Origin of the sequence: Stenotrophomonas sp. Marseille-Q5258, assembly GCF_946900935.1 — a bacterium.
Classification (GTDB): domain Bacteria; phylum Pseudomonadota; class Gammaproteobacteria; order Xanthomonadales; family Xanthomonadaceae; genus Stenotrophomonas; species Stenotrophomonas nematodicola.
In genome coordinates this window covers 120397-142301 of sequence record NZ_CAMPPN010000005.1, presented here as the reverse complement: position 1 = coordinate 142301, position 21905 = coordinate 120397, and the positions used below count along the sequence as shown (strand labels likewise).

The following is a 21905-nucleotide window of genomic DNA, read 5'->3' as shown; positions in this document are numbered from 1 at the left end:
GCCTACACATAGATGGAGCTCCTTGGCTCAAGTTTGTTGGCAACGGTGTTCCCTGTCCGTCGCAAGACACGCGACGGGCGTTTTACGTGCGGTTTGCCCCCCGGAGGGCGCCCACATGACCGTCCACGTTCATGTTTATGATTTGTGACGGATGCGCGCATTTCAAGCCCCCCCCATCGACGGACTTGGACAGACGTCTGCTCTCGTAGGAACTGCAAGAAATCGCTGACCTCTTATTCCCCTGAATGCGTGCGTCCAAAATGCTCAAACACGGCGAGCTCGACCGCCGTCCCTTGAGCACCAAACCAGCCCAGCAGTTTCTTCAGTTCGGCGCGGCCGTCGGGGGCGAGCACCAGCTGATTGATCATCGCGCGCACGCCGAGCCGGTTGCGGTATTTGCGCCATATCGCAGCCGGGTCCCAAGATAGGCTGAAACCGTCAAAGCCCACGCTCATCGACGATTGATCGAGCCCCGCGCTGGCCAGGGCGTCGTCGACCCCGCGCGCGATCCCCACCAGCGTGCGCTCGTAAGTGGAGATCGGGGCGCCACTAGGGTTGTTGACGTGCTGCTGGTACAGTCCGAGCCAGTCACGCACTGGCCGGAAGCGGTCGCGGAGCGCCACGGCACCGGCAATCAAGGCCGCGGGGCTGTCCACCTCACGGATCACCTGTAACGGGATCGGGTCGAGCATCAACCGAAGGGACATCAGCGATTCATTGCGCGTCTCACGCCGCTGCAGCTTGGTCCGGCTGGTACGCACCATGTCGAGGGTGCGATCGGCGGCGCTGGCGTCAGGTAGTGCGACGCCGGCGATCTGGTAAAAGCGGCGCCGTGCCGGGTGCGGCGTGTAGGGCACGTCGAACTTGACCGCGCGCGCCAGCATGCCAGCGCCGCCCCACAAGATCTGCGACTCCAGTGGGTGCGAGCTGAACCCGTGCTCACGGTAGACGGTCGTGTACTGCGCGTGGAGCTCGCGAAGCGGCGCCGTAAACGCCAGACGCTCGACAAACGCATCACGCACCGCCCCTAGTTCTGGATCCCGCGGCTGGAAGTCGTAGCCGCGCAGGGCCCCCAGGCGGGTGGCGGGAGCAAATACATGGCCGGCGCGCTGCCACGTGTCCATGTGAGCGGCCTCGACCAGGATCTGGTCGCGCAGGACCAAGTCAGTGAGCAGGTCGAACAGGCACTCCAGTGCGATGGCCGCCGCGGGCGCCGACGTCAGTCGCGGAGCGCCGTCAGACGTGACCTGCAGCAGCTGACACTGATCGCGGTCGAGTCCGTCGGTGAGCAGCTCCGCCACAATCTGCAGCGACCAGTTGTCGGCGATAACCGCTTGTCCCATGCGTCAATACCGGGCTGAGGTGTTTCGGTATCGTAACCAGAATCGGCCCGGTATCTGCTGCCCAGGCTTTCGATCATTCCACGACGCTCGAACGAAGGTCCACGGCGATCACTGATGCGGCTTTAGCCATCTTCCAATAGGCGAGCGGCAGGATTCGCGGATGCGCTGCCGGTCTGGAAGTATCCAACCACACTGGACACCGACCGGTGCTCGGTCAGTTGCATGATCGCCGGCAGCGCCACGCCTTGGCGGCTGGCCTCGGTCACGAATCCCGACCGCAGACTATGCCCGCCGAAATCCCCCTCCAGCCCGGCCAATCGCGCCCGCCGCTGCACGATCTCGCCGACCGCGGCCGGGGACAGGGCAGGGCCGACGCGCTGCTTCCAGAGCCGTCGGAAGATAGCCCCTTCGGTGATCCCGGCTGCGTCCAGCCAGTCCTGCAGGGCGAGGGCGGCCCGATCAAGCACCGGCTTGTCCGGGGTCGAGGTGGCCGTAACCCCGGCCTGCTGGGTCTTGCTGTGCTCCAGCCGGTAGATATAACCCGCCTCGCCAATCCGGCGCAGGTCGCGCAGGTCGGCAGCGGCGATCTCGCTGCGCCGGCGGCCGCCACTAGCGAACCCGAAGCAGAGTAGGGCGCGATCCCGAATTCCTTCCAGGCTGTCGTCGCAGGTGGCCAACATGGCCTCCAGCTCGGCCAGGGTGATCGCAGTCTTCTTGCGTGGGCGCTCGCCGCGTTTAACCGCGGCCCGCGCCGCGCGGCTGAGCACGGTGCGAATTGCCGGCTGCTCGCAGGGATTGGCCACGTGCTTGAGCCGGTGCGCAGTGGACAGCACGGCAACGCGATGGCGCACGGTGGCCAAGGTCCACGGGCCGACCTTGGCTTTGAGGCCAGCGGCCACCAAGGCCTGGTCGACGGCTGGTGGAAGTTCCCAGGCCAATTCGCCGTCGGTCGAGCGGCGCTGTACGTGATCGACTACGAACTGGAGCACGATGGCTTCGGGTACCGGCAAGGCCAACCCGATGCCGTAGCGCGCCGCGTGCCAGCCGGCCCAGTAGCGCAGGGCGCTGGTGTAGCTGCGGGTCGTGTTCTCGGCTGCGGCTTCGGCCAGCAACTCGCGGACCGCATCGGCAGCCTGTTGGGCCAGCTGTTCGGGCAGTGCTAGGCAGGTGGCCGTCGCAGCAAGTGCGGAAATTGTAGAAATATTTTTCATACTATGTAGCTTACGCTACGTTTAGAAGATCATACCCGCGATAATCATCACTTATCGCGAGTAGGCTACCAGCAGAGCAGGGCGCCAGTACAGGAGACTTCGCATGGCCCGCGGTATCACCGAATCAGACGTCCACACCGCCGCCGACGAACTGGTGGCCAAGGGCGAGCGCCCAACCGTTGAGCGAATCCGGACTCACTTGGGGACCGGCTCTCCGAACACAGTCACTCGCTGGCTAGAGACTTGGTGGAATCGACTCGGCACACGCCTGCAGCAACGACGTCCGGACTTTGAAGACGCCCCGGCGGTGTTGGCGGAACTGGCCGGGCAATGGTGGGAACTCGCGCTGAAGCACGCTAGGGAGGCAGCCCTTCGAGAGTTCGCAGAGACTGAGCAGTCGCTGGCTACCCAACGTGAAGCGCTAGATGCCAGGTCACGGGTCGTAGCTGACGAACTGAGTCAAATGAACTCAGAGCGCGCCACTGCTATCGCCGGCGAACGTGTGGCTAGTACGCGAGCTGCAGAACTGGAGCGGCTGGTCGAGCAGCTACACCTGCAGATCTCAGAGCTCACGGAGCAGCGCGATCTCGGGCTTCGAAGAGCCGATCGAGCTGAGGCAGCAACACAGCATCTTGATGCCCGGCTTCACGAAGCGCTGGAAACGGCGAAATCTGAGCGAGAGGATTGGACCGAGTACGTCAGATCTGTCGAGAATCGGGCGCTGAGCGATGTAGATCGAGCACGCCAGGAGGTGAAGGATCTTCAGGCGCAAATAAGCAAGACATCCGAACACCACAGGACCCTTGAGAACCAACTGCGGCAGAATCTCCAGACCGCCCAATCGGCGGCCGCAGCAGCCAGTCAGTCGGCGGATATCCTACGCGGCAGATGTGACGCTCTAGAGGGGCAACTTTCGAGCCTCCGAGATCTCCCAACGCAGCTAGAGGCAGCACTCAAACGATCCGAAGAAATTCGCATCAGTGCTGATGTTCGGCCCAAAAGGAAACGCTCGAAACAGTGAAAACATAGCAGCCAGATGCCTGCAAGGGAGGCAGAACGCTAAACGCTTTCCAGCGCATCGGCTGCACCGTCAGGCGTCTCCCTGAAACTCCATACACGCGGCCCGCAGAACGCGGCAGGGGGCCGCGGCCAAAATTTGGGATGGAGCCGCGCCATCGAGCGTCGCGTGAGGCGACAGGAACCACTCGACCTCTCCCCAATAAGTGCTTCGCCGCAGTCCGCCCAACTCGCGCTCAAAAGGACCGAACTCCCGCAGCAAAGCCAAAATCTCGGCCAAGTGGTCCACAGGCTGGCCGCTCGGCAGGAATTGCCAAGCCGGATACCGGTAACTGGGCGACGGGCGGGTGACGTAGGCCCCCAAGAGCTTGCCAGCGCGGCGCAACCGGCTGACCAGGTGGCTACCGCTGGGCGCATGAGAGCCAAGCCCCTGACTGACCTGGGCGGCGCTCAGCCACTGCGAGGCAAGTGCTTGTCGCGCGGTAGCCGCATCGAGGAAGACCCGTTGAGCGGGCGTAAAGGTGCCGAAGTGCATCCAGCCGCCTCGAATTGTAGAGACTACACAGGATGTGAGTCTAGCAAGCCGGAAGAAATGTGCGCCAGCTTCCGGCCCAAATCAGGCGCCTAGGCGCCAATACACGGGTCGGGCGGGCTTCAATACTTTCAACCTTGCGGCAACCAGCAACCAAAAATGTCTGCAACGGTTCGTCTTGTACTGAAATTGTCTGCCTCAAAAGCTAAAAACTCTGCAATGGCACGCTGAAAATGACTGCAATGAACACCTGTCTCTAGCGGACGATTCGGATCCAGCGCATACGTGGCCCGACCTGCCAGACCATCGAACACCTTTGGATTGTGCATGCTGCAACAAACGAGGAACACGATGGCCTCCAAAGGGCGAACCGAATCGCCCGAGCTCCTCCAGCTAATCCATTTGCCCGCCAATCCGCCGTTAGACCAGATCTGGGGCAACAGTTTCGCGGTTTCGTCGAATTAGGGGCGCCTTGATGGAAGTTCCACCAAATGTGTGGCGACTTTTCGTAGCAAATGGGGCGACTTTCCGTAGTAGGTGGGGCAACTTCTCCCCGTCAATCAAGAGAGCAACATGATTTTGTACCATTTATCACGTCACTGTTGCGGTCAAGTAGGCCTAGAAGGTCTTCTCAACGCAACACCTCAATAACTACCACTTTTTCGCATAATGTATATTATGTAAACTCACAGATGGAGCCAGGCCGCTCTCCACCAACGCCTGGACGCCAACCCAGCTGACTTCACCAGAACTCCCCCGACCAGCCCCAGAGTTCCAAACGCACCGTCGATGCTACCTCACGCATCGATTCTCCCATTTGAGTTCAACCTCCATCTCCAGACGTTGTCCCGGCTCCAGTCGGTTCGGCGCCAACGTAAAACCATCAGGCGGGCCCGTCTGCGGCTCGACACAGGTCGCGTGCGGTGCGCCGTCATAGATCACCCAATGATCGGCATCGGCCCGAATCCGTAGCTGCTGGCCGGCAGATGCGAGCAGCACGTCCGCCTGGTTGATGAAACAGTCATCCCACGGCCCGGGCGCCGGGCTCACGCACGGCAAGGTGGCAATGCCCTCGTGATCCCGTGGATACATCGTGCCGGGGGCAAACTGCAGGCGATCCGGCTTGCGAAACCACGGATGCCAGCCGATCACGGCGGGCATTGCCTGATGGCCGGCCTCAACGGAAAGGTGGAGATGCAGGCGATCCGGCTGCAGGTGAAGGGTCTGGGTTGCCCTGCCTCCGAATGGCCAATAGTCATCCTCGGGCAGTGCCAACGACAGCCTGGCGGTGTCCGTGTCGAGGCTGTCGATGTGCCACGGCCGGGTAAAACCGACGCCATGAATCGCGTGGGCATCGAAGTTCGCGGGCAGCGAACGGCGCCTGCCGTCAAAGGTGAAGCTCCCATGCCGGATGCGCCCCGCCCACGGAACCATCGGATAGCACCCCCAGGCGATGGCTGGCGTCCCCGCCCCACCCGCTTGCTCGCCCACCAGCCATGCCACACCGTCGTAGCGTAGCTGGGCAATGCGTCCGCCGGCGTCCGGGGCAAGCACGACCTCCAGCAGGCCTGACCGCAACCCGTGCAGCCGGCCAGCCGGCAGCGGGGCCCGCGCGTCGTCCTTCGGCGAGGGCGTATCAGGCGCCATAGGGATCGAGGGTCCGGATGCTGCCGTCTGCCTCGATGTGCAGCGGCGCGGCCTTGATTGAGCGCAGGTGGGTCACGCCGCCGGACAAGAGCGCGTCGTGGTAGAAGAGATACCACTGCCCCTCGAAGGCGCAGATGGAGTGGTGTGTGGTCCAGCCGACCACGGGGGTGAGGATCACGCCGCGATAGGTGAACGGTCCATACGGGCTGTCGCCGACGGCGTAGCACAGCAGGTGCGTATCGCCTGTGGAGTACGAGAGGTAATACCGGCCCTGGTACTTGTGCATCCACGCGCCCTCGAAGAACCGACGCGCGTGGTCATCGGCGCGCAGGGGCTGCCCGTGTTCGTCCAGAACGATCACTTCCCGCGTGGGCTCCGCGAGCCGGGTCATGCCCACGTCCAGCCGGCCAACCCGCGGGCCCAGCGCTGCCGCACCGCCGGTGGGCTCCTCGTGCGACGCGTCATGGCAGTTGTCGCGGTACTTCTGCAGTTGCCCGCCCCAGATGCCGCCGAAGTAGAGATAGTGCGCACCGTCGTCGTCCTCAAACACCGCCGGGTCGATCGAGTAGGTGCCCGCCATCGGCTCGGGTTCGGCTTTGAAAGGCCCCTCCGGACGATCAGCTACCGCGACGCCGATGCGGAACGTCCCCTGCCCGTCCTTGGCCGGGAAGTACAGGTAGTAGCGGCCGTCGCGTGTGGCCGCGTCCGGTGCCCACATCTGTTTTGCGGCCCAGGGCACGTCACGCAGATGCAGTGCCATGCCGCAGTCCGTTGCCTCGCCGTCGGGCGTGTCCATCCGGAATACGTGATAGTCCTCCATACCGAAGTGACCGCCCTCATCATCGAACGGGGCGCCGCCGTCGATGTCGTGTGACGGGTAGATGTACAGGCGCCCGCCGAACACATGCGCCGACGGGTCGGCCGTGTAAATGTGAGTCACCAGTGGCTTGGAGATCGCATGTGCCGCCAGATGGTCAAGGTTCGTTCCTTGGCGGCGCTGCAGCAGCTCCTGCTCGATGCGGGTCTCCATGCGTTTGTCGATCCTGTAAAGAAACAGCAGCGCAACCGCCACCAGGAACGGCAGGGAACAGTACACGCTCACGGTCAGGCGGATGCCATCCACCACGGCCTGGGGCTGCTGTTCGAGGCCGGCCGTGTAACCGTGGTGCGCGAGGATGCCGGCGACCAGCGCGCCCCCGATGCTCAGCCCTATCTTCAGTCCGCACAGCATTGCGGAGAAGATGATCGCGGTGGCGCGGCGATGGTTCTTCCATTCGGAGTAGTCCGCGACGTCGGCGATCATCGCCCACAGCAACGGGATGGTGATGCCGTAGCAGAAGCCGTGCAGCATGAAGGCGCCGAAGGCCACGGCCACGGCGGTAGGCGGGAAGAAGTAGAACGCCAGCAGGAACACGGTGGATACCAGCAATGCACCGCCAAAGACATCGCGTTTGCCGAAGCGGTCGGCCAGGCGGCGGGAGATGCCGATCCCGAGGATCATGCAGAGGATGCCGCAGGCGTTGAACAGACTGAACGCCGACGTCGCCGGGTCCGTGGGCCAGGTGAAACCGGACAGACTCCATCCGTTGAGTACCGCATTCAGTCCTGCAATGAAGTGGTTGAAGCCGGAGCTGTCGAGGAAGCCCGCCAGGGCGCTCTCGCTCATGTAGTACTGGAAGTAATAGACGTAGGTGCCGCCCTTCAGGGCCAGGTTGATGAAGACCAGCACCGTGAGCGCCAGCATCACTTTCCACGGCCGGTTCCGCACCAGGTCGGCCAGATCCTGCAGCACACCACCGGTCTGCTCCTTGGCCGGCACGATCCGCTCGCGCGTGGTGGCAAAGGTGATCAGGAAGAAAAGCGTTCCCACCACGGCGAACACGGTCATCACCCGTTCGAAGCCGAGCACGCGGTCGCCCTCGCCAAGGATCAGCACCAGCGGCAGCAGCAGGACCTGGATGATGAACTGCGCGATCATCACCGCCACGAAGCGGTAGGCCGACAGGCTGTTGCGCTGGGCCATGCTGCCGGTCAGAACCCCGCTGAGCGCGGAGTACGGCAGGTTGTTGGCGGCGTACACGAGCATCAGCAGCCCGTAGGTCACCACGGCGTAGATGACCTTGGCGCGCTCACCCAGTTCGGGCGTACTGAAGGCAAGCAGCGACAGCGCGCCGAACGGGATCGCTGTCCACAGGATCCACGGCCGGAACTTTCCCCAGCGACTGACCGTGCGGTCGGCGGCAATGCCGATCAGCGGTGTGAACACGAAGGCGCCCATCAGGCCGATCACGAAAATGATCGTGGCCGCGGTGGCGGGCGGCAGCCGGTATACATCGGTATAGAAGAACGCCAGGTAGGTGATCAGGGTCTGGAAGATCAGGTTGGCAGCGAGGTCGCCAAGGCTGTAGCCCAGCTTTTCCAGGATCGACAGCGTGTGGCTGGAGGGCTCCGCGCGGCGAGGTTCAGTCACGGGCCGCCTCCACGGTGAACCCGGCCTGCACCCGGGTATCGGCGCTTGAACCGCCAATCCGCACCTCGTACGCCCCGGGCGTCACGACGTATGCGCCGCGCGCGTCGTCGTAGTGGCGCAGCGCCTGGGGCGCATCCAGGACGAACGCCACGGTCCGCCGTTCGCCGGGGGTCAGATGGATCCGCTGGAAGCCGCGCAGTGCCTGCTGCGCCTCTCCCGGAGCGGCCTGCAGCCGCCGCACGTACAGTTGCACCACCTCATCGCCTGCGCGCTTGCCGATGTTGGCCACCTCCACCTGCACATTGAGCGTCCCGTCTGCGGCGATCCGTGACGTGTCGAGGCGGGGCGTGCCGTATCCGAACCGGGTGTAGGACAGCCCGTGACCGAACGGATACAGCGGTGTGCCGCGGAAATAGCGGTATGTGCGGCCTTCCATTGTGTAGTCGTCAAACGCGGGCATCGTCTGGTCCGCTGTATAGAACGTCACCGGCAGCCGGCCAGCGGGATTGACGTCGCCGAACAGCGCGTCACCCACGGCCGTGCCACCGCGTTGCCCTGGATACCAGGCCATCAGAATCGCGGACAGGTTTGCCTGGGCCCACTCGACGGCCAGCGCCGATCCGCCGGTCAGCACCACCACCACCGGCTTGCCGGTGGCGTGCAACGCTTCCAGCAGCGCACGCTGGGTGGCGGGCAGGCGCAGGTCGGTGCGGTCGCCGCCGGCGAAGCCCGGGTAGTTGACCGTCATCTCTTCGCCCTCGACATCGCCGGTCAGTCCGCCGACGAACACCACCACATCCGCGCTCCGGGCGGCCTCCAGTGCCTCCTCGAACGGCGGCTTCGCGCCGGGCATGCGCCAGCCGAGCCGCACGGCTGCGTCGCGCTCGGCGTCGAAGTACTCAAGGGTCACGTCGTAGGCCTTGCCGGCCTGCAGGTCCAGCTCCACGCCATCGCCATGCAGGCGATCACGTTGCTTCCAGTGATCCAGCACGCGCCTGCCGTCCACGTAGAGGCGGAAGCCGTCGTCGGCGGCGGCCTCAATGCGGTAGCGACCCGACACCGGTGGCAGCAGCTGTCCACTCCAGCGGATGCTGAAGCCATCGTTCGGAATGCCCTGCCCCGGCGCTGCTTCACCGCGGGCCAGCAGGTTGTCGGTGGGTGACCCCCGATCCCAGCGGAATCCGATCTGGGCATCGGTGCGGACCAGCGCCGGTGTTCCGGACAGGTCGGCGGTGCGGAAGTACTCACCGCGCAGGCCGCGTTCCGGTGAACTGGCCGAGGGCCGCAGGTACGCGGCCTCGATCAGCGGGGTCGCAGCGGGATCGTCGCGCCCTTCGACCAGGTCCACGCCACGCGCATAGCGCACCTCGACGCCTTTTGCCGCGTCACGTATCCCCTGCAGGATGGTCACCGGTGCGGCGGGGGTACCAAAGTAGTTGCCGAGCAGCGCCATCGTGTCATCGGCGGTCGGGCCGACCACGGCAATCCGCTTCAGGGTCCGTGGCAGCGGCAGCACGCCATCGTTCTTCAGCAGCACCAGCGACTCCTGTGCGGCCTTCAAGGCCAGCGCATCGTGCGCGGGGGCCTGGTTCACCGACGCGGGGATGCGTGCCCACCTCACGCGCTCCGGCGGGTCGAACATGCCCAGCCGCATCCGGGCGGTGAACAGACGCGTCACCGCTTCGTCGATCTCTGCCTGGCTGATCAGGCCCTGGCGCACCGCGGCCGGCAGTGTGGCGTATTCCTGGCCACACTCCAGCTCGGTACCGTTCTTCACTGCCAGTGCGGCGGCGGCCTCGCGGGTGGGAACGATGTGGTGATGCTTCCAGATATCGACGATGGCCCAGCAGTCCGACACGACGTAGCCCTTGAAGCCCCAGTCGCGGCGCAGTACGTCGCGCAGCAGGAAGCGGCTGGCGCTGGCGGACTCGCCGTACACGCGGTTGTAGGCACCCATGACGGCATTCACCTGCCCTTCCTTCACCAGTGCCTCGAATGCCGGCAGGTAGGTGTCGTACAGGTCGCGCCGGGTGGGGCGCGCATCGAAGTGGTGACGGTCGGCCTCGGGGCCGCTGTGTACGGCGAGGTGCTTGGCCGTGGCGTCCAGCTTGCGGTACACCGGGTCGTCGCCCTGCAGACCCTGCACGAAGGCCACGCCCATGCGCGCGGTGAGGTATGGGTCCTCGCCGTAGGTTTCCTGGCCCCTCCCCCATCGCGGGTCGCGGAAGATGTTGATGTTCGGCGACCAGAAGGTCAGCCCCTGATAGCGCCCATGCGCGCCCTCCCGGAGAAACTGGTGGTGCTTGGCGCGCGCTTCGTCGCTGATGGTGGTCGCCACCTGCCCCATCAAGGGCACGTCGAACGTGGCGGCCAGGCCGATGGCCTGCGGAAACACGGTGGCCTGCCCTGCCCGTGCGACGCCGTGAAGGCCTTCGTTCCACCAGTCGTAGGCGGGCACGCCAAGACGTTCGATGGCGGGTGCTGCGTTCTGCATTTGCCCGACCTTCTCCTCCAGGGTCATCTGCGCCACCAGCGCGGCGGCGCGGGCCTCAAAGCTGGCCGACGGATCAAGCCACGGCGCGGGCGACGCGGCGTGCCCGACGGTGACCAGCCCGAGGGCGGCACACAGCACCACGGTGCGGAAGACGGGGCCGCGAGGGCCACTGCAAAGGGAAAGCCTGCGCGTCATCATCTGCTCCTCAAGGCACGCTCGTCGCGTGCGAATGGTCCCAGCAGCGCGCCAACAAAGCCGCCTGCACGATCCGTACTCAATACCGTTCCGTCCACGTCAGCGGCGAGGGTCTGCCACCCCCGGCCATCGCCCGTGTCGAACGCGAACGCATAGTGCCCCTCGTTGCCGGCAACCTTCAGGCGCAGCGATGCGGTCGCGTCCAGCGTCCGGCTGGCCAGCGTCCGCGGTACGCCGTTTCCGTCGCGCACTTCAAGGAAGACCGCCACGCGGTCTTCGCCAAGGCTGCGCACCCCGAGGAAGTACCAGTAGGCCTCGCTTTGGAAGGCGGCAAGGCCTGCCGCCACGCCTGCCGCCGGGCGCGTCATCTCGGTACTGGCCTCGAAGCGCAGATGCTGCTGACGGCGGCCGAGGAAGGCGGGATTGCGCAGCGTATCCAGATTCTCCGCCAGGGGATGCACGGCCAAGGCACCCGGGCGCGCGCGCAGGTCCGCCCACGGCTGCCTGGGGACGCGCACGCGCAACCAGCCGCGGCCAAGCGTGGGGGCATCGAAGTCGTCGCGGTCGATGAAGTTGCCGGTGGAGGGTGCCTGCCTGGCCTCGCCCTGCATCCATGACGGCGCTTTGACCGCATACGGGATGGTCTGGCCAGCCGGCAGGATCACGGGCCAGCCGTCACGCCATTGCACCGGCAGCAGGAAGGTCTCCCGTCCCGTGTTGTAGTGGCGTGTCTGGTAGTTGCGACTGGCAAGGAACACCGCCCACCAGGCGCCGTCCGGACCTTCCACCAGATCGGCATGCCCGGCATTGGTGATCGGCCGTGGCCGGTCGTCGGGCAGATCGCGCTGGGTGAGAATCGGATTGCCCGCATACGGGGTGTACGGCCCCCAGACGTCGCGGCTGCGCAGGACCACCTGGGAATGCTGCGGCCCGGTACCTCCTTCGGCGTCGGAGAGGTAGTACCAGCCCTCGCGTTTGTAAAGGTGTGGTCCCTCGATCCAGATCGGGTTGCTGGCCGGGTCCACCCCGCCGTCGATCAGTACCCGGCGCGGCCCCACCGGCTCGAACGACGGCAGATCCAGCTGCTGCATCCAGATCGCACGATGGCCCTCGTAGCGCGGTGGGCCGGGGGGCAGGTCATTGTTGAGCAGGTAAACGCGGCCGTCTTCGTCGAAGAACAGCGATGGGTCGATGCCGCCGATGCCCGGCAGCCAGTGCGGGTTGGACCAGGGGCCGGCGGGATCGCGCGCGGTGGCGATGAAGTTGCCGCCGCTGTCGACCGCCGTGGTGACCACATAGAACACACCGTCGTGGTACGCGATGGCCGGGGCAAAAATGCCGCGCGACACACTCAGGCCATCGAAGTCCACCTGGGTCGGACGGTCGATCACGTTGCCGATCTGCGTCCAGTGCACGAGGTCAACGCTCTCGAACACCGGGATGCCCGGGAAATAGGTGAAGCTGGAATTGACCAGGTAGAACCGGCCCTTCGCGCCAACGATGCTCGGGTCGGCGTGGAATCCGGCCAGGATCGGGTTGCGGTAGTACCCGGCCGGCAGCGGTGCTTCAAAGGCCGCATCGCGGCCAACGTATTCGAACCACTCGAAGTACACCGGTGGCGCAGGCGCGGCCCGCAGTGGCGCCGCCGTCGTGGACAGCAGCAGGAACAGTGTGGCCATCAGCAGACGCATCAGCGGTCCTCCGCGTTGGTGAGGGAAAGATCGAAGGGCCCTGCCGGGGCGCCACGGCTGTCGCGCAGCGTGCAGACCGGGCCGTCGGCCCAGCAGTAGCGGACGCGCGCGCCTGGCGCTGCCTGCGGACTGCGCAGGACCACCTCGCGCCCGTCCAGGACGGCGTCGGCATAGGTGCAGTGCCGCGCCTCGGCATCGCAGAGCTCGAAGCCGATGGGACCGTTCGCGCCGGTCGTGACCAGGGTGCCGGTGACGTCGTCAAACACGATCCGCACCGCGCCCTGCAGGCGCGAGGCCCTGCGTGCGGTGGGCCCGGACGGGTCGACGGTCCGGTCGCCGTAGACCACATGCCGCGCCAGCCTCGCCAGGCGACGGCCCAGCACCTGTTTGTTGGGCGGATGGATGTCGTAGGCGTCGCCAATATCGATGGCCAGCGCCAGCCCACTGTGCGGATCTTCCGCGGCGACCCGTCGCTGTGCCTCGCGGACCTGTGCCCAGCCACTCTCCGCCGGCGCCACGGGCGGCGCGCCGTAACCGGCCAACTGCACCACCAGCAACGGCATCCGCGCGCCAAACCGGCTGCGCCAGTCCTCGCGCAGGCTGCGCAGCTTTGCCGCGTAGGCCGGGCCATCCGCTGTGTTGGATTCGCCCTGATACCACAGCATGCCGCGCATTCCGTAGTTGCCCAGCGGCGCGATCATGCCGTTGTAGAGCGTCGACAGGCCTGCGGCGGCCTGCCACGGTGCAGGGGGCGGCGCTGCTGCACCGGGTGCTGCGCGGTACTGCCAGGGCGCGTCCAGGACGATGCGCGTGCCATCGTCCAGGTGCACTGCGTGGGCATCCGCAGGGCCTGCCAGCCCCCCGTCGCCATAGGTGTCCAGCACGTTGATCAGGACCCTGTTCACGCCGACGTGCAACAGGCCCGCTGGCAGGGGATAGGAGCGCGCCTGCCCTGGGCCGTACTGGCTGCCCACCGCCACGCCGTTGACCCAGGTCATGTCGGTCTCGTCAACCGGCCCCAGCTCGAGTCGCGCGCCCTGCGCCGCCTGCGCGGCGGTCAGGGTCACCTGCGTGCGGTACCAGACCATGCCGTTGTAGTCCGACAGCGCCGACACGCCCCACCGCTCCCACGCGCCCAGCGTGGACGGTGCGTCCTGCCAACCGGTGCCGCCCGCGTCAGGCTGCCAGGGCGCATCGCCGGCGATGGCACCTTCGCGCGTCGTCCACCACTGCTGCCAGTGCCGGCCCCATCGCCGGGTCGCCGCAGCGGGATCGCGCGCGTACAGCGCAAGCGCATCCAGCGCCGGGTCCATGCCGCCCTGCGTGCGGAGCGCAGGGCTGCTGGTCCATGCCTCGATGCGCGAGCCGCCCCACGCTGCCTGGATCAGGCCCATCGGCACGTTGACGGTCTGCTGCAGCTCCCGCGCGAAGTAGAAGCACGCTGCGGAAAATTCGCGCACGGTGTCCGGCGACGCAGGCTGCCATGCTGCGGGTGCCTGGACGTCGTGCTGTGGGGTGACAGCTGCCGCCTTCGATACGGTGAACAGACGGATCGACGGATGCGTGGCGGCGGCGATCTCGCTGGCCGCGTCGAGCGTGCGCCACACCGGAAGCTCCATGTTCGACTGCCCGGAACACAACCAGACGTCGCCCATCTGCACGTCACGCACGACACGGTTCACCTGCCCTGCCCGCACGGACATCTCGTACGGCCCGCCAGCGGCAGTGGGCGGCAGCGTTGCGTGCCAACGGCCGCCGGGATCGGCGCGCGTGGTGACGGTGCGCCCGGCGAGCGCCACGGACACGGCGGTGCCGGTCGCGGCGCGGCCCCAGACGGCGATCGGCTCGTCCCGCTGCAGCACGGCGTGGTCCTGGAAGAGCGGATGCAACAACGCGGTGGCCGTATCCTGTGCCATTGACGGCGTGGCGCAGCACGCCAGCGTGGCCGCCACGATGCCGTTCCACCACGTTCCTGGGTTCATCGCCCATCTCCGGGTGCGGAGGGAAACTGCAGGGCCTGGTACCAGGCCAGCGGGTGTGGCGGCGCGGTTTCGCCGGCTGGCAACGGCCTGCCACTCACCGACTGGAAGTACGCCACGCTGGCGTCGCGCCACCACTGGGCCTCGCGCAACTGGATGCGCAGGAAGGCCGCGATCTGTTCGTGCCGTTGCGGGTCCACGCCGTGCGGCGGCGGAGCGGCGCCCCGCGCGTTGGTGTCGGGCGCACCGGGGCCCAGGGTTGCCCAGAGCGCCTGCATGGCCTGCACCTGGCGCACGCCCTGCGAATAGCGCCCGACCAGTTCATCCCACAACGGCCGCCCGGAGGTCATGCGGTGGTCCCACGGGACGTGGTGGAACCACAGCAGCAGCGGCTCCGGAACCTGCGCCAGGTCGCCATAGCGGGCGGCCACCTCCGGTGCGTATTGGCTTACGGCATTGCTGCCACGCGCGGTCCGGTCGAAGCCGATGCCATTGCGGTCGGCCCGGTGGTAGTACACCGAGGTCCAGTCCGCGCGCGGCCCGCCATCGACCCAGGGGCCGGGCCCGTAGTGGTGCCCGCGCGCCATCAGGTGGTGCAGGCCCAGGGGGGTCATGTAGTTCACTGCGGCCTCGCGCGAACCCATCATCATCTCGACGATGGGCTGCACCACGCCGGGATTCTGCGCGAAGGTCATGGTCGCCCAGTCCGCCGCGATGTCGCGGACCGATTGATGCGGGTTCCATGCCAGGCGGCCGAACGCGTACCAGTTGGCGGGGTCGAAATGCGAGCCACTCCAGGTACGGTCGTTGCCGATGTTGGCCACGCCCGCCATGCCGGTCAGCGACTGCGCCACGGTGTCACCCTGGCCGCGCATGCGAGGGTCGGACCGCAGTGCTTCCTGGTACAGCGGGCCGAGATACACCAGATGGGTGGCGAAGCCGAGGTACTCCTTGGTGATCTGGACTTCCATCATCAGCGGCGTGCGCGGCATGGCCCCGAACAGCGGGTGGAACGGCTCGCGCGGCTGGAAGTCGATGGGCCCGTTCTTGATCTGAAGAATCACATTCGGCAGGAACGCCCCGTCCAGGTCGGCAAATTCGGTATACGCCTGCGCGGCCCGGTCCGCAGGCACGTCATGGGCATAGACGAAGGCGCGCCACATGACCACGCCGCCGTGCGCCGCCAGCGCGCCGGCCAGCAGGTTGGCACCGTCGGCATGCGTTCGGCCGTAATCCTGCGGGCCGGGCTGACCTTCCGAATTGGCCTTGACCAGGAAGCCACCGAAATCCGGGATGCGCGCGTAGATCTCGCCGACTTTGTCGCGCCACCAGCGTTGTACGCCGGGATCGAGCGGATCGGCGGTGGGCAGTCCACCCAGTTCGACGGGGGCACTGAAGCGCGCGCTCAGGTACACGCGGATGCCGTACAGCCGGAACGTGTCGGCGAGCGCGGCTGCCTTGGCCAGATAATCCGGCGCCAGGCTCTGCGCGCTCGCGTTGACGTTGTTCAGCACCGTGCCGTTGATGCCGAGCGAGGCATTGGCGCGCGCGTAGTCTGTGTAGCGTGGGTCGTGCCATTCCGGCAGCGTCTGCCAGTCCCACAGCGAGCGGCCTGCATAGCCGCGTTCGACATGGCCATCCAGATTGTCCCAGTGATTGAGCACGCGGAGCCGCAGCCGGGGCGACTCGCGCACCTCAAGCACGTCCAGCGACGCGCCTGTCTGCAGCAGTCGCAGCAGGTGGAACACGCCGTACAGCACCCCGGTATCGTGGCGGGCCGCCACCACCAGCACGTCGCGTCCGTCCATCCGTGCATGCCGAAGCAGGTAGCCTTCGTCACCCAGTGTGTCGATCTCGTGGCGGAGCGGCGCGATCAAGGCAGAGGAGTCCGGCGTACCCAGCACCAGGGTCGCGCCGCCGGCCGCCGCGCCCTGCATGGGTGGCGCGCTGCCAAGCAGGCCCGTCAGGCCGCGCGCCAGCTCATCGCGCGCGGCACGCTGGGCCGGCGTCTGATCAGGGGCGACCACCTGTGCCAGGTGCCTGCGGTAGTCCGCCGCGAGCGCAGGTTCAAGCGGCACATAGCGCATCCACAGGGCGTATCCATCCTCCGCGTGCGCATTGCCCGCACAGGCAAATAACACCATCGCGGCACCCAGCAACCGATGACACCGCTTGACACCCGAGCACGCCCGCAGCGCGGACAGCAAACCTTGTAAGCTCGGGACGTGCGTTGGAGGCGTCAGCGTCACAGAGAAGAACGGGAGCGCGAATTGGAGAAGCCGAAAAAGTCGGTCCGCCGCAAAACCAGTGGCGTGACGATCGACGAGGTGGCGGCCCTGGCCGGGGTTTCGCCGATGACCGTGTCGCGGGCGATCAACCAGGGCAAGGTGCGCGATGCCACCCGCGAACGCGTGATGCGCGCGGTGCGCGAACTGGGTTATACGCCCAACCTGGCGGCCAGTTCGCTGGCGGCCGCACAGCACACGCGCATCGCGCTGATCTACACCAATCCCAGCGGTGCCTATCTGCGCGAGCTGCTGGTCGGCTTGCTGCGTGTCGCATCCAACGCTGCCATCCAGCTGGTTGTCGACTATTGGGACGATCTTGACCCCGCCGCCGAGCGCAAGGCCGCGCGGGCCCTGGCCGGCCGGGTGGATGGCGTCATCCTGCCGCCACCGCTGTGCGAATCGCAGCCTGCCGTGACCGAACTCGTCAAGGCGGGCATCCCCGTGGTCGCGATCGCACCGGGCCACCTCGGCAACCACATTTCCTGCGTGCGCATCGACGACCTCCAGGCTGGCAGGGACCTGGCCGAACACCTGATCCGGCAGGGTCACAGCCGGATCGGCTTCATCCGCGGCCGCAACGACCTCAGCGCGAGCGCGCGGCGCTACGACGGGTTTGTCACCGCCCTGCGCGAGGCCGGGCTGCAGGTCGAACCCGCCCTCGTCCAGCAGGGAGACTACACCTACCGTTCTGGGCTTGCCGCCGCCGAGAAGCTGCTCTCCCACCGCCGGCCCCCGACCGCGATCTTCGCCAGCAACGACGACATGGGCGCGGCAGCGATTTCCGTCGCACACAGACGCGGCCTGGAGGTCCCCCGCGATCTGTCGGTCGTGGGCTTCGATGACACCTCGGCCGCGACGACGGTCTGGCCGGAGCTCACCACCATTCATCAGCCGATCGCATCGATGGCCGATGCGGCCATCGACATCCTGCTGCGCACCATCCGCCGCAGGCACGACGAGGCGCGCGTGTTGACCGACCACGTCATGCCGCACCGGTTGGTGGTGCGCGACTCGGTCGCGCCCCCGCCCACGCGCTGACCGCGCACGTCGCGGGGTCATCGGCCCGGACATGCGATGGTGGTCTCCGCCTCGTTCAAGGCCCCCAGGGCGACGCGCGACACCGAGAGCGTCATCGCATCGGCCGTCCCGATGGACCAGGGGCGCTCCAGCTTGCCCACATCCGCGCCGGCCGCGGCCAGGCACTTCAAGGGAAGGCCCACGCGCGTCCATTGCCCCACCGGCAGCGTTGCCAGCGTTGGCCCGAGCGCAATGCGTGCCGAGCAGCCCGTGCCGCATCCCACCGACAGCCATGCGTCGCCCCGGGGCGCGGCCTCGACCCGCAGCGTGGTCAACAGCATCAGGTCGCCGTTGCTCTCGCGCTGCAGGTCCAGCGGCGTATGCGACTGCAGCGCGACGATCGCCTCGCCCTTGCCCGTCCAGGCAAAGCGGCGACCATCTTCCTGCGCCAGATGATCCACCCCGGTGACCTTCAGCAGGCCGCCTTCGAGGGATTCCGGCACCTTGGTGACGGTCACGCCCTGCCCCGTGGCATTCTCCAGCCGCAGGGCGATGCCGGACCCGGCGTCACCTCGCGCGAAGAACACACCGGCCGCACCTTCATTGCCGGTCACGCCCGATACTTCCGGCAGCGCGGCGAGATCGCCGTTGTCGGCATACGTAAGCCCGAAGCCGAATGCGAACTGCGGGTCGTAGTCCTTCTGCCCCACATTGTTGGCGTACTGGACCGCGGTGCGCGGCCAGCTGAAACTCAGCTTCCCCTTGAAGTCGTGCTGGACGCTGCCGTCGGGACTGCGCAGCAGCACGTCGGCAATGCCACCACCCTCCGAACCGGGAAGCCATGCGGCCACGAATGCATCGGCGGCATTGATTTCGCGGTTCACCCACAGCGGCCGCCCGCTCAGGAACACCGCGACCACCGGAATACCGTCAGCCTTCAGCCGCTTGATCAGCTCGAGATCCGAATCGTCCCCCGCCTTGTACGCCAGGGTCGCCAGGTCGCCCTGGAATTCGGCGTAGGGATTCTCGCCGAACACCACCACGGCAACGTCTGGCCTGACCGCGTACCTGCCATCCACCGCCAGCACCGCTTCACCGCCGCCGGCCTTGGCCTGCTGCGCGATGCCTTCGAAGATCGTGTCCGCATTCGGGAAGTCCTTGCGGCGCGTGCCGGTACCCTGCCAGTTCAGCGTCCAGCCGCCGGCCTGCTTGCCCACGTCATTGGCACCGTCACCGGCGACAAGGATGCGCTGCTTCGGTGACAGCGGCAGCACGCCGCCCTGGTTCTTCAGCAGCACCAGCGATTCGCGCACCGCCTGGCGTGCCACCTCACGATGATCGGGAGCGCCGACGAGCGCGAACTGTCCACCAACCGCGCGCGACGACGGCCTGCCTGCCTCGAACAGACCCAGTCGCATCTTGACCCGCAGTATCCGTCGCACCGCGTCGTCAAGGCGCTGTTGGGGGATGGTGCCGTCCTTCACGGCGGCCAGTGTGGTGTTGTAGAAGCCCTTCCAGCTGTCCGACGCCATCGCCATGTCCAGCCCGGCATTGATGGTGGCCGGGCAATCGGTCGTTGTGCAGCCCTTGACCTGGCCGTGGCCGTTCCAGTCGCCCACCACAAAGCCACCAAAGTTCATCCGCCCCTTCAGCGCATCCGTCAGATACGGCCGGTGACCGTGCATCTTCTCGCCGTTGACGCTGTTGAAGGACGCCATGACCGTCTGCGCGCCCGCGGCGATCGCCGGCGGATACCCGGCCGCGTGGATGCGCACCAGGTCGGCCTCGCTGATCCGGGTATCGCCCTGGTCCCTGCCATCGACCGTTCCGCCGTCGCCGAGGAAGTGCTTTACCGACGCGATCACGTGGCGGCCATCAAGGAACGTGGGCGAGCCGACCGTGCCCTGCAGTCCCTCCACCATCGCCCCGGCGTAGCTGGCCACCACGTCGGGCGATTCAGAGTAGCCCTCGTAGGTACGCCCCCAACGGTCGTCCTGCGGCACGGCCACGGTGGGCGCGAATGCCCACTCCATGCCGGTCGCACGGGTTTCCAGCGCGGTGATCTCGCCGATCCGCCGCAGCAGCGCCGGGTTGCGCGTTGCGCCCAGGCCGATGTTGTGCGGAAACAGGGTCGCGCCGATGATGTTGCTCTGCCCATGCACCGCATCGATGCCGAACAGCACCGGAATGGCCTTGCCGCCCTGTGACGTATCCATCGAGGCGTCGTAGAAGGCATCGGCCAGCGCCAGCCATTCGGCGGGCGAGGCGTCGTAATGGCCGCCGGGGTCGGAATTGCCGCCCGCGAGGATCGAGCCGAGCCGGTAGTTGCGGAGGTCAGCCGGGGTGATGCTGGCGATGTCGCCCTGCACCAGCTGTCCCACCTTTTCCTCCACCGTCATGGTGGCCATCAGGTCGGAGATGCGCGATTCCAGCGCGGGATCCTCGGGTAATGGCCACGCGACCTGTGGCCACGGCCCGGGGTCGACCGCTGCAGCTCCAACCGCCTTGTCACCGCTCCCGCAGGCCGCCAGCGCCAGGATCAGCACACCTGGCAGCAGCCCATTGCAGGCCCGCGCAAACCGTTGCGTCGTCATCGCGTTCATCCTTCCATCTGCTCCAGTTCCTTGCCCTTGGTTTCGTGCACGTACCGCAGCACGAAGAAGACCGAGATGATCGCGGACGCCAGGTAGAGGCTGTACGTCGCGGCCAGCCCGATGGCGGCCAGCAGAATGGGGAACGTCACCGTGACGGCGAAGTTCGCGGTCCATTGCGCCGCACCGGCCACCGCCAGCGCCGACCCGCGTATCTGGTTGGGGAACATCTCGCCCAGCATCACCCACATCACCGGACCCCACGAGACGTTGAAAAACACCACGTAGGCATTGGCTGCCACCAGCGCCAGCGTGCCCATGCGCCCAGGCAGCTGCAGGTGGGCATCAACCAGCGAGCCGCTGGCGAACGCCGCCACCAGCAGCGCCAAGGACACCGCCATGCCGGCCGAGCCAATCCACAGCAGCGGCTTGCGGCCGATGCGGTCGATCAGCAGCACGGTGACGATGCAGGCGCCGATGCTGAGCGAACCGGACAGCACATTGATCAGCAACGCGTCGTTTTCGGAGAAGCCCACCGCCTGCCAGAGCACGGCGCCGTAGTAGAACACCACGTTGATGCCGACCAGCTGCTGGAAGATGGCCAGGCCAATGCCCACCAGCACGATCGGCCGGACCCTGCCGGTGGCCCGGCTGCGCAGGTCCGACAGCCGCGGGCGGTGATGGTCGGTGGACAGCGAGGCGTCGATCTCGGCAAGCTTGGCCTGCGCGTGGGCACCGCCAAACAGCCGCGTGAGCACCTGCAGCGCCTCGTCCTTGCGGCGCTTCACCACCAGGTAGCGCGGGCTTTCCGGGATGGTCAACAGCAGCGCCAGGAACAGCAGCGACGGCACGGCCTGCATCCAGAACATCCAGCGCCACGCCGCGTGGCCGCCCCACAGCGCCTCGGTCGAGGCACCCGCCGAGGCCGCCAGCAGGTAGTTGGACAGGAAGGCAACGGTGAGCCCGCTGATGATGGCGATCTGCTGGACCGTGGCGAGGCGGCCCCGATAGCGCGCCGGTGCAACCTCGGCGATATACGCCGGCGAGATCACACTGGCCGCGCCCACCGCGAAACCGCCCATCACCCGCGCGATGATGAACATGATCGACGAGGACGCGGCCCCCGCACCGATTGCCGACAGCAGGAACAGCACCGCCGCGATGATCAGCACGTTGCGGCGTCCCAGGCGGTCGGCCAGACGGCCGGCGCTGAAGGCACCAATGGCGCAGCCCAGCAGCATCGAGGCGATCTCGAACCCCTGCATCCACTCGCCGGACCTGAACGTCTGGTGCAGGCCGTCCTGCGTGCCATTGATCACGCCACTGTCGAACCCGAACAGGAATCCGCCAATTGTCGCCACCACGCTGATCACTACGATCAGGCGCGTGTTCTCGCCACTCCGCATTGCCTGGTTCATTGCCCTTCCCCT

General features: G+C 66.7%; 13 protein-coding genes and 1 pseudogene. 2 read left to right on the top strand and 12 right to left on the bottom strand.

Annotation, left to right across the window (positions count from 1 at the left end):
• Window positions 1-233: 233 nt before the first annotated feature.
• Complete coding sequence (locus tag OC534_RS03830; RefSeq protein WP_235645423.1) at window positions 234-1343, bottom strand: hypothetical protein; 1110 nt, start codon at window positions 1341-1343, stop codon at window positions 234-236.
• A gap of 122 nt (window positions 1344-1465) precedes the next feature.
• Window positions 1466-2554 carry a site-specific integrase gene (locus OC534_RS03825; protein ID WP_235645422.1) on the bottom strand — a complete coding sequence of 363 codons (1089 nt, stop codon included), beginning with the start codon at window positions 2552-2554 and terminating at the stop codon, window positions 1466-1468.
• Window positions 2555-2657: 103 nt separating this feature from the next.
• Here OC534_RS03825 and OC534_RS03820 point away from each other — a divergent pair, with 103 nt between their 5' ends.
• Window positions 2658-3575, top strand: a complete 918-nt coding sequence (locus OC534_RS03820; protein WP_197596075.1) for a DNA-binding protein — start codon at window positions 2658-2660, stop codon at window positions 3573-3575.
• Between the two features lie 69 nt (window positions 3576-3644).
• Here the strand turns inward: OC534_RS03820 and OC534_RS03815 are convergent, their stop codons facing one another.
• From OC534_RS03815 to OC534_RS03785, 8 genes and pseudogenes are all read right to left on the bottom strand, one after another.
• The gene (locus tag OC534_RS03815) at window positions 3645-4106 is read right to left on the bottom strand and encodes a hypothetical protein (protein ID WP_164133642.1); all 462 of its coding nucleotides are present in this window, start codon (window positions 4104-4106) and stop codon (window positions 3645-3647) included.
• 789 nt (window positions 4107-4895) lie between these two features.
• Window positions 4896-5750: an aldose epimerase gene (locus OC534_RS03810; protein ID WP_262071392.1), complete on the bottom strand. Its 855-nt coding sequence runs from the start codon at window positions 5748-5750 to the stop codon at window positions 4896-4898.
• Window positions 5740-6705, bottom strand: a complete 966-nt coding sequence (locus OC534_RS19300; RefSeq protein ID WP_316044049.1) for a glycoside hydrolase family 43 protein — start codon at window positions 6703-6705, stop codon at window positions 5740-5742. Before OC534_RS19300 ends, OC534_RS03810 begins: the two co-directional genes overlap by 11 nt.
• 33 nt (window positions 6706-6738) lie before the next feature.
• A pseudogene (locus OC534_RS19295) lies at window positions 6739-8220 on the bottom strand (MFS transporter); the annotation flags it as partial.
• The gene (locus OC534_RS03800) at window positions 8213-10909 is read right to left on the bottom strand and encodes a glycoside hydrolase family 3 protein (RefSeq protein ID WP_262071390.1); all 2697 of its coding nucleotides are present in this window, start codon (window positions 10907-10909) and stop codon (window positions 8213-8215) included. The pseudogene OC534_RS19295 and the gene OC534_RS03800, both read right to left, overlap by 8 nt.
• The gene (locus tag OC534_RS03795; RefSeq protein WP_017355158.1) at window positions 10909-12600 is read right to left on the bottom strand and encodes a glycoside hydrolase family 43 protein; all 1692 of its coding nucleotides are present in this window, start codon (window positions 12598-12600) and stop codon (window positions 10909-10911) included. The genes OC534_RS03800 and OC534_RS03795 overlap by 1 nt, the downstream gene beginning before the upstream one ends.
• Window positions 12600-14516 (bottom strand): sialate O-acetylesterase, encoded by a 1917-nt coding sequence (locus OC534_RS03790; protein WP_262071419.1) that lies wholly within the window; start codon window positions 14514-14516, stop codon window positions 12600-12602. The genes OC534_RS03795 and OC534_RS03790 overlap by 1 nt, the downstream gene beginning before the upstream one ends.
• A 62-nt stretch (window positions 14517-14578) precedes the next feature.
• A complete protein-coding gene (locus tag OC534_RS03785; protein ID WP_262071389.1) occupies window positions 14579-16723 on the bottom strand; it encodes an alpha-glucuronidase family glycosyl hydrolase in 2145 nt (714 codons plus the stop codon).
• A 126-nt stretch (window positions 16724-16849) separates the two neighbouring features.
• Between OC534_RS03785 and OC534_RS03780 the strand changes: the two genes are divergently transcribed.
• Window positions 16850-17905 (top strand): LacI family DNA-binding transcriptional regulator, encoded by a 1056-nt coding sequence (locus tag OC534_RS03780; RefSeq protein WP_017355989.1) that lies wholly within the window; start codon window positions 16850-16852, stop codon window positions 17903-17905.
• A gap of 17 nt (window positions 17906-17922) precedes the next feature.
• Here OC534_RS03780 and OC534_RS03775 read toward each other — a convergent pair whose 3' ends face one another.
• Complete coding sequence (locus OC534_RS03775) at window positions 17923-20487, bottom strand: exo 1,3/1,4-beta-D-glucan glucohydrolase (protein ID WP_262071388.1); 2565 nt, start codon at window positions 20485-20487, stop codon at window positions 17923-17925.
• Window positions 20484-21893 carry a sugar porter family MFS transporter gene (locus OC534_RS03770; protein WP_136007041.1) on the bottom strand — a complete coding sequence of 470 codons (1410 nt, stop codon included), beginning with the start codon at window positions 21891-21893 and terminating at the stop codon, window positions 20484-20486. Before OC534_RS03770 ends, OC534_RS03775 begins: the two co-directional genes overlap by 4 nt.
• Between the last annotated feature and the right edge of the window lie 12 nt (window positions 21894-21905).

What these genes read in the sequence shown, in the direction of transcription:
- OC534_RS03795 (WP_017355158.1), bottom strand. Translation starts at nt 12,600, where the DNA reads ATGCGTCTGCTGATGGCCACACTGTTCCTGCTGCTGTCCACGACGGCG.
- OC534_RS03770 (WP_136007041.1), bottom strand. Translation starts at nt 21,893, where the DNA reads ATGAACCAGGCAATGCGGAGTGGCGAGAACACGCGCCTGATCGTAGTG.
- OC534_RS03790 (WP_262071419.1), bottom strand. Translation starts at nt 14,516, where the DNA reads ATGGCACAGGATACGGCCACCGCGTTGTTGCATCCGCTCTTCCAGGAC.
- OC534_RS03785 (WP_262071389.1), bottom strand. Translation starts at nt 16,723, where the DNA reads ATGGTGTTATTTGCCTGTGCGGGCAATGCGCACGCGGAGGATGGATAC.
- OC534_RS03775 (WP_262071388.1), bottom strand. Translation starts at nt 20,487, where the DNA reads ATGAACGCGATGACGACGCAACGGTTTGCGCGGGCCTGCAATGGGCTG.
- OC534_RS03825 (WP_235645422.1), bottom strand. Translation starts at nt 2,554, where the DNA reads ATGAAAAATATTTCTACAATTTCCGCACTTGCTGCGACGGCCACCTGC.
- OC534_RS03800 (WP_262071390.1), bottom strand. Translation starts at nt 10,909, where the DNA reads ATGACGCGCAGGCTTTCCCTTTGCAGTGGCCCTCGCGGCCCCGTCTTC.
- OC534_RS03830 (WP_235645423.1), bottom strand. Translation starts at nt 1,343, where the DNA reads ATGGGACAAGCGGTTATCGCCGACAACTGGTCGCTGCAGATTGTGGCG.
- OC534_RS03820 (WP_197596075.1), top strand. Translation starts at nt 2,658, where the DNA reads ATGGCCCGCGGTATCACCGAATCAGACGTCCACACCGCCGCCGACGAA.
- OC534_RS03815 (WP_164133642.1), bottom strand. Translation starts at nt 4,106, where the DNA reads ATGCACTTCGGCACCTTTACGCCCGCTCAACGGGTCTTCCTCGATGCG.
- OC534_RS03810 (WP_262071392.1), bottom strand. Translation starts at nt 5,750, where the DNA reads ATGGCGCCTGATACGCCCTCGCCGAAGGACGACGCGCGGGCCCCGCTG.